The organism is Lentzea sp. NPDC058436 (assembly GCF_042721515.1).
GTDB lineage: Bacteria > Actinomycetota > Actinomycetes > Mycobacteriales > Pseudonocardiaceae > Lentzea.
The window spans coordinates 98,863-111,641 of record NZ_JBHXLF010000023.1; the positions used below are offsets into that span (position 1 = coordinate 98,863).

The 12,779-nt window shown below is 67.9% G+C and carries 12 protein-coding genes; 6 read left to right on the top strand and 6 right to left on the bottom strand.

All coding sequences use genetic code 11. From position 1 onward, the window contains the following. Positions 1 to 3: 3 nt before the first annotated feature. The gene (locus ACFWN2_RS40360) at positions 4 to 192 is read left to right on the top strand and encodes a hypothetical protein (RefSeq protein ID WP_382435849.1); all 189 of its coding nucleotides are present in this window, start codon (positions 4 to 6) and stop codon (positions 190 to 192) included. On the opposite strand, the gene ACFWN2_RS40365 is transcribed toward ACFWN2_RS40360, so the two are convergent. After that, positions 175 to 2,217, bottom strand: coding sequence for an ATP-binding protein (locus tag ACFWN2_RS40365; RefSeq protein ID WP_382435850.1), 2,043 nt, complete (start codon positions 2,215 to 2,217; stop codon positions 175 to 177). The genes ACFWN2_RS40360 and ACFWN2_RS40365 overlap by 18 nt on opposite strands. Positions 2,218 to 2,265: 48 nt before the next feature. Beyond that, the gene (locus ACFWN2_RS40370; RefSeq protein ID WP_382435851.1) at positions 2,266 to 4,125 is read right to left on the bottom strand and encodes a S9 family peptidase; all 1,860 of its coding nucleotides are present in this window, start codon (positions 4,123 to 4,125) and stop codon (positions 2,266 to 2,268) included. An 89-nt stretch (positions 4,126 to 4,214) separates the two neighbouring features. Here ACFWN2_RS40370 and ACFWN2_RS40375 point away from each other — a divergent pair, with 89 nt between their 5' ends. Continuing rightward, the gene (locus tag ACFWN2_RS40375) at positions 4,215 to 5,417 is read left to right on the top strand and encodes an amidohydrolase family protein (RefSeq protein WP_382435852.1); all 1,203 of its coding nucleotides are present in this window, start codon (positions 4,215 to 4,217) and stop codon (positions 5,415 to 5,417) included. Here the strand turns inward: ACFWN2_RS40375 and ACFWN2_RS40380 are convergent, their stop codons facing one another. Beyond that, the gene (locus tag ACFWN2_RS40380) at positions 5,418 to 6,422 is read right to left on the bottom strand and encodes a TerC family protein (protein WP_382435853.1); all 1,005 of its coding nucleotides are present in this window, start codon (positions 6,420 to 6,422) and stop codon (positions 5,418 to 5,420) included. Between the two features lie 357 nt (positions 6,423 to 6,779). Here ACFWN2_RS40380 and ACFWN2_RS40385 point away from each other — a divergent pair, with 357 nt between their 5' ends. Genes ACFWN2_RS40385 through ACFWN2_RS40395 form a run of 3 tightly spaced genes read left to right on the top strand, consistent with a single transcriptional unit; the run spans position 6,780 to position 10,787 of the window. Next, positions 6,780 to 9,623 carry an alpha/beta fold hydrolase gene (locus ACFWN2_RS40385; RefSeq protein WP_382435854.1) on the top strand — a complete coding sequence of 948 codons (2,844 nt, stop codon included), beginning with the start codon at positions 6,780 to 6,782 and terminating at the stop codon, positions 9,621 to 9,623. Then, positions 9,616 to 9,864, top strand: a complete 249-nt coding sequence (locus tag ACFWN2_RS40390) for a hypothetical protein (RefSeq protein WP_382435855.1) — start codon at positions 9,616 to 9,618, stop codon at positions 9,862 to 9,864. Before ACFWN2_RS40385 ends, ACFWN2_RS40390 begins: the two co-directional genes overlap by 8 nt. Beyond that, the gene (locus ACFWN2_RS40395; protein ID WP_382435856.1) at positions 9,861 to 10,787 is read left to right on the top strand and encodes an ABC transporter permease; all 927 of its coding nucleotides are present in this window, start codon (positions 9,861 to 9,863) and stop codon (positions 10,785 to 10,787) included. Before ACFWN2_RS40390 ends, ACFWN2_RS40395 begins: the two co-directional genes overlap by 4 nt. On the opposite strand, the gene ACFWN2_RS40400 is transcribed toward ACFWN2_RS40395, so the two are convergent. Further along, positions 10,788 to 11,180, bottom strand: a complete 393-nt coding sequence (locus ACFWN2_RS40400) for a VOC family protein (protein ID WP_382435857.1) — start codon at positions 11,178 to 11,180, stop codon at positions 10,788 to 10,790. Positions 11,181 to 11,236: 56 nt separating this feature from the next. Between ACFWN2_RS40400 and ACFWN2_RS40405 the strand changes: the two genes are divergently transcribed. Further along, positions 11,237 to 11,617 (top strand): VOC family protein, encoded by a 381-nt coding sequence (locus ACFWN2_RS40405; protein ID WP_382435858.1) that lies wholly within the window; start codon positions 11,237 to 11,239, stop codon positions 11,615 to 11,617. On the opposite strand, the gene ACFWN2_RS40410 is transcribed toward ACFWN2_RS40405, so the two are convergent. Continuing rightward, positions 11,614 to 11,964: an MmcQ/YjbR family DNA-binding protein gene (locus tag ACFWN2_RS40410; RefSeq protein ID WP_382435859.1), complete on the bottom strand. Its 351-nt coding sequence runs from the start codon at positions 11,962 to 11,964 to the stop codon at positions 11,614 to 11,616. The genes ACFWN2_RS40405 and ACFWN2_RS40410 overlap by 4 nt on opposite strands. Before the next feature lie 7 nt (positions 11,965 to 11,971). Then, positions 11,972 to 12,523 (bottom strand): MarR family winged helix-turn-helix transcriptional regulator, encoded by a 552-nt coding sequence (locus ACFWN2_RS40415; RefSeq protein ID WP_382435862.1) that lies wholly within the window; start codon positions 12,521 to 12,523, stop codon positions 11,972 to 11,974. Positions 12,524 to 12,779: the final 256 nt, after the last annotated feature.

Consider the following 12,779-nt stretch of genomic DNA (forward strand, 5'->3'; position numbering starts at 1 on the left):
TAGATGCCGACGAACGCGGCCAGAGCCCACCGGCTCGAAGCGTGGACCAGCTTCAGTCCTGCCTACGCGATCGGGCTGGGCGTGAGTGAGCCGGGTGAACGCCAGGACCTCGTGGCGTTCGACGCCGAGTCAGAACCTGCCAGAGAACTCCTGGCTCGCTTCGAGGCCTTCGCGTCAGTCGAGCCCCGCTAGTTTCCTGCGCACGTCGGCGAGAGTGGCACGCTGCAACTCTTCGAGGATCACCAACGCCTCCTGCCAGGCGGAATGCGCCGCGTCACGCCGCCCCTGCGCCAACTGCGCGTCGCCGATGCGCTCCAACGCCTCCGCCTCACCCAGCCGGTTGCTGATGTGGCGATGGATCGCCAGTGCTTCCTGCGCGGTCTCCATCGCGAGCTCGTGTTCTCCCATCAAGGCACGGATGTAGCTGATGGTGTTGAGAGCTTCGGCCTCACCCATCTCATCGCGGATCTCCAGGGTGCGATGAAGTTCGAGCGCCTCCATCGAGTACTTCAGCGCCTTGTCCGGGAGTTTCATCGCCGCGTAGCAGCGCCCGACGATGTTGAGCGAGTAGCCTCGCCACGCCGCGTTGTCATCAGTCGGATGCAGGTCCAAGGCGCTCTGCGCATGCACCAACGCGCGTTCGTGCAACTGCCGCTCCGAGTACAACCAGGACAGCGCCTCATGACATTGCGCCTGCTGCCTCCGGTCGAGCGTCCCATCGGTGAAGCTGAGGGCCATCCGCAACACGTCCTCCGCCTCTTTCCACCTTCCGATCCGGCTGAGCGCCCTTCCCAGTCCTCTGTGGACCCTTGCTTGGACGAGCCTGTCCGCCAACCGGTTCGCCGGGGCGATGGCAGCCCGGTACACGTACTCGTAAGCACGCCAGTGTCCATGGTTGTCCAGGTAGCTGCGCATTGCCATGGCCAGCCGCCACGCGTGCTCGTCGAATCCCGCATCAGCCGCATGGCTGACAAGCCCTGACAGCACGGCCTGTTCCGCCGTGAACCAGCGCGCGGCGTCCGCTGGCCCGGAAAAAGCCAGCGGGACCACCTCCGGGGCCGGTGGAGGCAGGTCGATGCTGATGCGCTGCGACACCAGAGCACGGTCGCCGGCCCACGCCGAGTGCAGGTAGAAATCCAGAACACGGCGCTGGGCGTCGTCATCAGTGCCCGCCTGCTCTCGGGCGAACAACCGCAGCAGGTCGTGGAAGCGGAACCGGCTCGCCACGTACTCTTCCAGCAGGTTCGCCGCAGCCAACTGCCTCAGCAGCCTCCGGCACTCCGCGACGGAAGAGCCCGCGAGCGCGGCAGCGGCCAGGACGTCGATGTCAGGTCCGGGATGCAGGCCGAGCAATCGGAACATGCGTGCGGCGGACTCGGGCATTGCCCGGACCGACCAGGAGAAGACCGATCTCGCGCTGAGCTCGTGCTCCCCGAGATCCAGTGCTTCCAGGCGGTCGGCACGCAGTTCGGCGACCACCTCGGCCACGGGGATGTGCGGTTGCTGAGCGACCCGCGCCGCCACGATGGCCAATGCGAGTGGAAGGCCGGCGCACAGGCCTGCCACCTCGGAGAGTGCCGAAGGATCGACGTCACCGATGCGGGCTCTCAGCAGAGCCATGGACTCGGCATCCGTGAGGCGATCGAGCCACAGCGGTTTGGCCTCGTGCTCCACCACCAGGCTGGACAGCCGGTTCCTGCTGGTGATCAGGACGAAACAACTTCTGGTCCCCGGCAACAGAGGACGCACCTGATCGGCGTTGTTCACGTTGTCCAGGACCACGAGCACACGGCGTCTCGCGACCATGCTGCGGAACAACGAAGCCTGCCCGTCCAAGGTCATCGGCATGGCATCGCCCGGAACCCCGAAAGCGTCGAGGAAGCAGCGAATCGCCTCGTCAGGAGCCATCGGCTCCCGATCCGGCTCGAACCCGCGCATGTTCACGTACAACTGGCCGTCCGGGAACTGGTCAGCGACGCGGTGGGCCCAGTGCAGCGCCAAGGCTGTCTTCCCGACGCCTGCAGTGCCGTTCAGGGCGGAGATGACCACGGCGCCCGAACCGACACCCGATTCCAGTTCAGCGATCTCGTCGAGTCGCCCGCTGAAGTTGCCGACAGCGGCGGGAAGCTGGCGGGGAACGACGGCATCGCCGGGTGAAGGAAGGCGCAGACGCGTTTCAGCCCGCACAACCGCGCCGGACACGGTGTTCTCCTCCATCGGAACACCCTCGTACCCGGCGCGGCGGCTGACCAGCGGCCGAACGGGTCAGGCCTTGAGGTAGCGGCCCCACCACTCCAGCACGGCGTCGAACCGCTGCCGCCGGTGCCGAGGCTGCCCAGTCCGGGTCAGCTCGTGCCCCTCACCGGGGAAGATCAGCATCTCCGTCTCCACGCCGCGCCGCTTCAGCGCCACGAACATGCGCTGCGCCTGCTCCAGCGGGCAGCGCCAGTCGTGCTCGGAGTGCACGACGGCGAACGGGAGGTTGATCTTCTCGGCGTAGGTCAGCGGTGACATCGCGCGCTGCGCCTCGGGGTCGGTGCCGCAGTAGGCGTCGGCGAAGAAGTAGCCGATGTCCGACGAGCCGCCGAACGAGTCCCAGGCGTTGACGGCGCGTTCGGACCACGCCGCGCGGAAGCGTTCGCCGTGGTGCGCTGACAGCCACGACGTCATGAAGCCGCCGTACGAGCCGCCCATCACGCCGACGCGTTCGGAGTCGCAGTCAGGGCGGGCCAGTGCGACGTCCAGCAACGACAGCACGTCGTCCACGTCGACGGAGCCGAACTTGCCGATCACCGCCTGGCCGTGGGCCTGGCCGTAGCCGGCCGAGCCGCGCGGGTTCGGCAGCACGACGGCGTAGCCGGCGGTGGCGTAGACCTGGGCCTCGTCGAAGAAACCCCAGCTGTGGTACATGAACGGGCCGCCGTGGACCGCCATCACGACGGGGTGCGGGCCGTCGCCCTCGGGCAGCACGAGCCAGCCGTGCACCGGGTAGCCGTCGGAGGCGGAGCCCGACAGTTCCACGACGCGGCGTGCGGACACCGACGAGAACGCCGTGCGCACACCGGTTCCGACGAACTCGACCTGACCGGGACTGTCCGGAGTGGACACGACCGCGACCACAGTGGACCCGTCGGTCGCGAAGGACCGCACAGCGGCGGACGAACCCGCCAGCACCTCGCCGGGGCCGCCGTCGAACGGGATCCGTCGCAGCTCCAGCGCGCCGCGGTTGCGCACGACCAGCAGGACGCCGGACGCGTCGGCCACGGGCGGGCCGGAAAGTCGTTCGACGTCAACGGTTTCGACGTCGGTGAGCCGGACGGCGCCGGAACCGTCCACAGAGGCCTTCCACAGGCCGTGGTTGCGCGCCACGGCGTCGATGCCGCTGAACTCCGTGCCCAGCCAGAACAACGAGCCGTCGGCCACGAACGGCATCGACGCCTCGCCGGCCGCCTGCACCAGCAGCGTGGCGGAACCACCCGCGGCGGGCACGGTGTACAGGTCGGAGTGCAGCGTCTCGACGGCGCCGAGGTCGCGCGGCGCGACGAGCACCAGCGTCGAGTCGTCGAGCCACGCCGGGTCGGAGACGTCGTGCGAGCCGTCGGTCACCTCGGTGACCGAACCCTCCAGGTCCACGACGTGCAGGCGCGGGCGGCGGTCGAGCAGGAAGCCGACGTCGTCCACGCGGTAGTCGAGGCGGGTGATGCGGCGCGGCGCCTCGGCCTCGGGGCCGTCATCGGTCGTGCCGTAGCGGCCTTCTTCCGGCAGGCGGGCGACGAACGCGATCCGCGACGAGTCGGGCGACCACACCGGGGCGCCGGCGCCGAGCGGCAGGTCGGTCAGCCTGCGGGGCTCGCCGCCGTCCACGGGAACGACGTAGAGCTGCGGCTTCGACTTTCCGCTGACGCGCAGGAACGCGACCAGTTTGCCGTCAGGAGAAATGCGCTGCGCATTGTCACGATCACCGTGTGTCCACGGTGTCGTCGTGCCGTCCGGGAACACCCGGTGCAGACCGCCCCGATAGGTGTTCTTGTCGAGGTCGGGCGTGGTGATGCTGACCAGCACCAGGTCTCCGGACACGGCGACGGTGCCGGGCGTGGTGAGCAGCTGCAGGTCGTCAGGGCGCACGGCCAGGACGTTAACAGAACTTGTTAGCAAGGCTCAGAGTTATTTGTTGACCGATCACAAAAATTGACTCGCGGCATAGATTCCCGCGTATGACGCGCATCGTGTTCTCTGGGGGCCGGGTCTTCACCGGCCGGACGACCGAACCCGGCGACGTGGTCGTCGAGGGTGACCGCATCGTCGACGTGGGCATCGGACTCGACGGCGACACCTCGGTCGACGCGACCGGCCACACGATCCTGCCGGGGCTGTTCGACTGCCACGTGCACTTCATGTTCAGCGGCGCCGACCTGGTGCGATCGCTGAACACGCCGTTCTCGCTGCCGTTCTACGAGGCGATCGGCAACATGAAGGCGACGCTGCAGTGCGGCATCACGACGGTCCGCGACGCTCTCGGCGCCGACCTCGGTGTCGCGGAGGCGGTGCGGCGCGGCCTGATCCAGGGCCCGCGCATGCAGATCGCGGTCAACATGGTCTCGCAGACCGGCGGCCACAACGACGACTGGATGCAGTGCGGCGCGCACGTCTCACCGCCGCTGCACCCCGGCCTGCCGGACACCGTCGCCGACGGCCCCGAGGAGCTGCGCAAGGTCATCCGCACGCTGGTCCGCCACGGCGCCGACATCATCAAGATCGCGTCGAGCGGCGGCGTGATGTCCCCGCGCAGCAACCCCCGGCACGCGCACTTCCGCGACGAGGAGATCGCGATGATCGTGCAGGAGGCCAACGCCGCGGGCATCGCCGTCATGTCGCACGCGATGAGCGGCGACGGCATCCTCACGGCCGTGCGCAACGGCGTGCGTTCCATCGAGCACGGCGTCTTCCTCACCGACGAGGGCGTCGAGGAGATGCTCAAGAACGGCACGTGGCTGGTGCCGACGCTGATGGCCCCGCGCATGGTCCTCGACCAGGCCGCGGCGGGCATGGCGATCTCGGACGTCATCCTCGACAAGGCGAACGCCGTCGTCACGCAGCACTTCCAGTCGTTCCAGAAGGCGCACCAGGCGGGCGTGAAGATCGCGATGGGCACCGACTCCGGTGTCGGCCCGCACGGCGACAACCTCAACGAGCTGAGCCTGATGGTCGAGTACGGCATGTCGCCCGCGGAGGCGCTCTACGCGACCACCACGTCCGCCGCCGAGCTCATGCGCCTAGGAAACGAACTCGGCGAGCTCGCCCAGGGCAAGCTCGCCGATCTCGTGCTCGTGGAGGGTGACGCCGAGCAGCACGTGAAGGCCGGAACGCTCAAGCAGGCCATCCGCGCCGTCTACCAGAACGGCGTCACGCAGTTGTAGCTAGTGGTTGGCGTCGGCCCCGACGTGCTTCGCGGCGTCGGGGTCGCGCCGCACCTTCCACAGGCTGGCGATGGTCGTGATCGCCAGCACGCCGATGATCACCGACAACGAGACCTCGATGCCGATGGTCGGCACGTGGAACGGCTCGCCGCCGTTGAGGAACGGCAGGTTGTTGGTGTGCAGGGCTTCCAGGATCAGCTTGACGCCGATGAAGCCGAGGATGACCGACAGGCCGATCGACAGGTAGACGAGCTTCGCGAGCAGGCCGCCGAGCAGGAAGTACAGCTGGCGCAGGCCCATCAGCGCGAACGCGTTGGCCGTGAACACCAGGAACGGCTCCTTGGTGAGGCCGAAGATCGCGGGGATGGAGTCGAGCGCGAAGAGCAGGTCGGTGGAACCGATCGCGACCATCACGATGAACATCGGGGTCACGAAGCGCTTGCCTTCGATCTTGATGAACGACTTCGAGCCGTGGTAGTCGTCGGTCACCGGGAAAACCTTGCGCACCATGCGCAGCATCAGGTTCTCCTTGTACTCCTCTTCCTCGTCGTGGTTCTCCCGCGCCAGCTGCCAGCCGGTGTAGATGAGGAACGCGCCGAAGATGAAGAAGACCCAGCTGAACTGGCTGATGAGCGCCGCGCCGGCCGCGATGAAGATGCCGCGCATGACCAGGGCGAGCAGGATGCCGATCAGCAGCACCTTGTGCTGGTGGATCGCGGGCACCTTGAACGTCGTCATGATGATCAAGAAGATGAAGAGGTTGTCCACGCTGAGCGAGTACTCGGTGATGTACCCGGCGAAGAACTCCGTGGCGTACTGCCCGCCGGAGAAGTACCAGATCCCGAGACCGAAGAGCGCGGCCATGGCCACGTAGAAGATCACCCAGCGGGCGGCTTCACCGATCGTCACCTCATGGGGTTTTCGATCGACGATCACGAGGTCCACAGCGAGCAGGACGAGCAGACCACCGATCGTCGCGAGCCACATCCATGCGGGGACGTTCACAACCCAACCTCCGGGATTCTCAGCGCACGCCAAATTCACCCGGAGGTCTCCTCCGCCGCCGAGATGATCTCTCGAACGACCGACGGCACCGGGAGCTCTACGCCGAGCTCCGTACTGACGACACCGCCGCTTAGGGAGTACTCCCCTCCATGCTGCGTCAATATTGTGCTCCACGAGGTGGTGTTAGCGCCACACAGGGTGAGCAGACCCACGCAACCAGCCGCAACGGGAATACGCTGCGTGTCGTTCGGGCCGGAACAGGCCCTACCTGAAGCCGCGCTGAAGATCCACTGATGCTGAGACGGCGGCCGGATCCCGACAGGCCGTTCTCAGCAAAACTCGCATATCGTCATCACCGTGTCCCGCCTCTCCCGCCTTCGCGGCAGGTGGACGATCCCCGCATTGATCGTGGTACTCGCCCTCGTCGCAGGCGGCGTGTACTTCACTCGATCCGGAGACGACCCCGTAGCCGTTTCCTTCAAAGAAGCGAACATCGACGCACCTGAGAGCCCTGACAGCGCTCAGACGGTGACGATCGAGACCCGCCTCTACCTCCCCCAGCAGACGCCCGCGCCCGCGATCATGCTCGCGCACGGTTTCGGCGGCAGCCTCCGCAGCGTGCACACGCAGGCCGAGGAGTTCGCGCGCCGCGGGTTCGTCGTGCTGACGTGGTCCGCGCGCGGTTTCGGCCGCAGCACGGGCCAGATCGCGCTGAACTCCGTCGACCGCGAGGTCCGCGACGCGCAGAAGCTCCTCGACTTCCTCGGCACACGTGACGAGGTCGAGAAGGACAGCGGCGGCGACCCGCGCGTGGGGGTGACAGGAGCGTCGTACGGCGGTGCGTTGTCACTGCTGCTCGCGGGCGTCGACAAGCGCGTGGACACCATCGTCCCGGTCATCACGTACAACGACCTCGCGCAGTCGCTGCTGCCCAACTCGGCACTGGCGACCCCGCGTTCGGACACCACCCCGTCCGCCACGGCGTTCGGCGAGAACGGCGTCTTCAAGCGTTCGTGGGCGGGCATCTTCTTCTCCGCGGGCATGACGTCGATCGACCTGTCGTCGCCCACGGGTGACGCGCCGGAGCAGGGCCAGCGGGAGTCGAACCAGAACTCCGTGCAGGCGCCTCAGCAGCCGGGTGGCAACTCCGGCGCCCAGGGCATGCAGCCCCCGACGCCGTCCAACGGCGCGTGCGGCCGCTTCACGCCCGAGGTCTGCGCCGCCTACACCGAGGTCGCCACGACGGGCACCGCCTCGCAGCAGACGCTCGACCTGCTGCGCAAGTCGTCCCCCGTCGCCGTGGCGGACCAGATCAAGCAGCCGACGATGCTGGTGCAGGGCGAGCAGGACACCCTGTTCGGCCTCGACCAGTCCGACGCCACCGCGCGCCAGATCGCCGCGGCCGGCGGCCAGGTGAAGATGGTCTGGTACGCGGGCGGCCACGACGGCGGCAACCCCGGCACGGCGCTGCGCGGTGAGATCACCGACTGGATGGACTTCCACCTGCGCGGCAAGGGCACCGACCCCGGTACCGGCTTCGAGTACACGGTGCAGGGCGCGTTCCGCTCGTCCGGCCAGCCGTCGCTGCGCACGGTCGTCGCGCCGTCGTACCCCGGTCTCGCGCAGGGCTCGTCCACCGAGCGCAAGACGCTGAAGCTGACCGGGCGCGAGCAGGTCGTCGTGAACCCGGCCGGTGGCAACCCGGCGTCGATCAGCAACCTGCCGGGCCTCGGTTCGGCGTTGTCGAGGTCGTCGGCGATCTCGTCGCGGCTGTCGCTCGACATGCCCGGCCAGGCCGCCGTGTTCACCTCGGAGGAGCTGACCTCGCAGGTGCTGCTGACCGGTTCGTCGACGGTGAGGCTGAAGGTCGCCCGCGGTGACCAGTCCTCCGGCGAGGCGATCCTGTTCGCGAAGCTCTACGACGTCTCCGCAGACGGCACGCGCACGCTGCCCGGCTCGATCGTGGCGCCGTTCCGCGTGGCGCTGCCGCCGGACGGTTCCGCGGCCGAGGTGACGGTGACGCTGCCCGGTGCCGTCCGTCCCGTCGAGAGCGAGCACAAGCTGGCTCTCGTGGTGTCCACGACGGACCAGGCGTTCGCGAACGCCGAGCAGCCCGCCGCGTACCGCGTCTCGCTGGCCTCCGACGAGATCTCGGTGCCCGTCGTGCCCGGTCGCAACGTCACCGAGGGCTTCCCGACGGGAGCCCTGTGGGGCATCGGGATCGCGCTGCTGGTGCTGATCGGCTCTGGCGTCATCGCGATGTTCCGCCGCCGCATGGCGCAGGACTCCGACCCTGACCTCGCCGACGTGCCGCTGGTCATCTCGAACCTGACCAAGGCCTACCCCGGTGGCGTCAAGGCCGTGACGGACCTGTCGTTCCGCGTCGAGCACGGCATGGTGCTGGGCCTGCTCGGCCCGAACGGCGCCGGCAAGACCACGACGCTGCGCATGGTGATGGGCCTGATCCACCCGTCCGAGGGCCACATCCGCGTCTTCGGCCACAAGGTCACGCCGGGCGCTCCCGTGCTGTCGCGCATCGGGTCGTTCGTCGAGGGCTCCGGCTTCCTGCCGCACCTCTCCGGCGCCGCGAACCTGCGCCTGTACTGGGCGGCGACGGGCAGGCCGGAGGACGAGGCGCACGTCGAGGCGGCGCTGGAGATCGCGGGCCTCGGCAAGGCGGTGCACCGCCGCGTGCGCACGTACAGCCAGGGCATGCGCCAGCGCCTCGCGATCGCGCAGGCGATGCTCGGCCTGCCGGACCTGCTGATCCTGGACGAGCCCGCCAACGGTCTCGACCCGCCCCAGATCCACCAGATGCGCGAGGTCCTGCGCCGCTACGCCGCCGCGGGCCGCACGGTCGTCGTGTCGTCGCACCTGCTGGCCGAGGTGGAGCAGACCTGTTCGCACGTGGTCGTGATGCACAAGGGCAAGCTCGTCGCCGCCGGCGAGGTGTCCGACATCGCGGCGGGAGGCGGCGAGGCGACGTTCCGCGTCGACTCCCCCTCGAAGGCAGCCGATGTGCTGCGGAGCCTCGAAGGCGTGCACGACGTGCACGAGGACGAGGACGCCGTGCACGCGTCGATGAACGGCGTCCCGCGCGCCGCGGCGCTGTCCGCTCTCGTGGCGGCCGGCGTGGCGGTGGACCAGGTGGGCCCGCGACGCAGGCTGGAAGACGCGTTCCTGGAGCTGGTCGGTGAATGACTTCCTGATGGCAGCGGCGTCCGCGACGGACGCCCAGGCCGAGGCAGAGGTCCCCTCGTCGAGCGAGCGCACGTTGCTCGCCGGCGAAGGGGGACCCCTTGACTCAATTATCCCAGTCGGCACCGACAGTTTCGGCGCCGAGCAGCCGCCCGCCGACGCGGTTTCGCCCGTGGTGAAAACAGTCCTCACCGCGAACCCGAACCGCACGAAGGCCCCGATCCGGCAGGAGGTGGACCGATGAGCGACAACGGCGTCCACACCGATCCCGGCGCGCTCAACGACCTCACCGACGCGGCCGCCCAGCACCACACGAAGGTGGCACCGGACGGCTCGTCGGCCGGGTACAAGGCGCGCCGCACGCTCCGCATCCACGTGGAGCTGCAACGGCAACTCCGCCGCCGCAGGACCCAGCTCGTGCTGGGCTTCCTGGTGCTGCTGCCGTTCATCCTGGCCCTGAGCTTCGAGATCGGTCAGTCCGACCCGAACCGCCGCTCCGGCGGCTTCGTGGACCTCGCGACGGCCAGCGGCATCAACTTCGTGGTGCTCACCCTGTTCGTGAGCAGCAGCTTCCTGCTGCCGATGATCGTGGCGCTGTTCTTCGGCGACACGATCGCGTCCGAAGCGTCGTGGTCGAGCCTCAAGTACCTGCTCGCCGCACCGGTCCCGAGGCACCGCCTGCTGCGTCAGAAGGCGATCAGCAGCGGCATCCTCAGCGTCTTCGCCCTCACCCTGCTCCCCGCGGTGGCGCTGGGCGTCGGCGTCATCTGGTACGGCACGGGCGAGGTGGTCAGCCCGACCGGCGAGGCCGCCCCGTTCGGCGACGGCGTGCTCGCCATGGCGTTCGCGGTCGTCTACATCTCGATCAACCTGTTCTGGGTGGCAGGCCTCGCGATGTTCCTGTCCGTGTCCACCGACGCACCTCTCGGCGCGGTCGGCGGCACGGTGCTCGTCTCGATCCTGTCGCAGATCCTCGACCAGATCGAGCCGCTCGGGGACCTGCGCAACTACCTGCCGACGCACTACGCGATGGCGTGGGCCGACCTGCTCTCGACCGACATCGACTGGTCGGAGATGGCCCGCGGAACGTTCTCCGCGCTCGTCTACGGCGGCGTCTTCACGCTGCTCGCGGCACGTCAGTTCAAGACGAAGGACATCACCAGCTAGCTACTGCACGCAAAACTCGTTGCCCTCGGGGTCGAGCATCACGACCCAGTGGCCCTTGGCGTCGTTGAACTCCTGAACCTTCGTGGCACCAAGGGAAACGAGCCGATCAACCGCCTCCAGCCCGGCGTTCACGTCGAGGTGGAGGCGGTTTTTCGCTGTCTTGCCCTCCGGCACGCGCTGGAAGAAGAACCGCGGTCCCCCACCCTCGGGGTCGATGATCGCCGAGAAGTCGTTGACCGACTCGAACGGAATGTTGTTCTTGACCGCGAAGTCCTCCCACGAGTCGAACCCGGGAGGCGGCGGCTGCACCACGTAACCGAGCGCCTCCGCCCAGAAAGCAGCCAGCTTGCCGGGGTCCGCCGCGTCCATCGTGACCTGGATTCCGATTGCCATGAGAGCACCGTAAGACCCAATGCGGACAACCACTGTCCGGAGTAGCCTGCCGTCTCATGTTCCGTCCTGTGCACTTCGAGATCCACGCCGCAGATCCCGGGCGAGCGCGCGACTTCTACACGTCGGTCTTCGGCTGGAAGATCGAACAGTGGGGCGACATCCCCTACTGGACCATCGTCACCGGCGACGACGACCAGCGCGGCGTCAACGGCGGCCTGCTCCCCCGCAGGGGCCCGGACCCGGCACCGGACGCACCGGTCCACGGTTACGTCATGACGATCAGCGTGGTCGACATCGACGCCACCATCGCGGCCATCGAGGTCAACGGCGGCACAGTGGCCCTGCCCAAGGACAACATGCCCGGCGTCGGCCAGATCGCCTACTACCGCGACACCGAGGGCAACATCTTCGGCGTCCTCCAACCAGAAGACCGCTAAACAGCGGGCCGCTTCTTCTTGGGCAACCGCGCGACGACGGCCTCGTAGGAGCCGTCGACGAGTTCCAACAGGTCGTCGTCGGGCACAGACCCCTTGAGCGCCACGGTGTTCCACCCGTACCGCCCGATGTACCCGCTCACGGTCACGTCATCGGGAAAGCGCTCTCGCCACACCGCGGCAGCCTCGGCATCAGCACCGCACTTGAGCCCAACGGTGTGCACGTCAAGCCCGATGAAGGCGAACGCCTTCCCACCGACCTTGCACACCAACTCGGCCTCGCCCCACGGATACGTCTCCTCGGCACCAGGCTTCCCGGCGCAGTAGACGATCAACTCATCCAGTGTCACAACAAGATTATCGCGCACCGAACACAGCGACGAAGCGCGAGAACAACCGAGCGAACTCAGCCCGCTCCTCGTCACTCCAGTCAGCCATGGCGACAGCACAGGCACTCTGCCGAGCCCGGTGCAGCTCAGCGGACGTGGCCCGCCCCCGAGGCGTCCGCACGAGCAACACCCGCCGCCCGTCGGCCTTGTCCGCGATCCGAGCCACCAGCCCCGCATCAACAGCACTGGTCACCAGCTTGCTGGCCCGAGGCTGATCAACGTGCAAAGCCAAGGCAACACTGGAAACCGTGGCCTGAGCCCCAGCCCGCTCAGCCGCTTCCACGACATCCAGTACGTCGAAGGCCGGAACAGCCAACTCGGCCAAAGCCCTACGAGACTGACTGCGCCGCACAGCTACAAGCGCCTGCTCCACCGCGGCGAGGTGGGAGTCCACATCCACCCCGAGATCATGGCCGCCAGAGCCCCTGACGAAAGCTGTCAGCGAACATCTCACCCCAGAGGGCGATTTACGTGAGAAGCGCAAATCGTTATGAGCCCACAGGATTACAGACCGACACATCGATCTAACCCAACGCACGCACCGATCCACAGTAGACACGCACGCAACCAGCGACCCGTCTTCCCGCGACGCCAACGGCGAGCCCAAGCGAAGGCGAAGCCGAGCAGTCCAGCAATACGAACCTGGCGGTGGTGGCTCCCCCGTCTAGCGCTCCTGAGCTTTTGCCGCGCCCGAGGGGTGGGGGGCGGGTGGGACCCCGGTGGGGGGGGTTTTAGGAAACCCCCCGGGGGGGGGGGGGGGGGTATTAACAAAAACC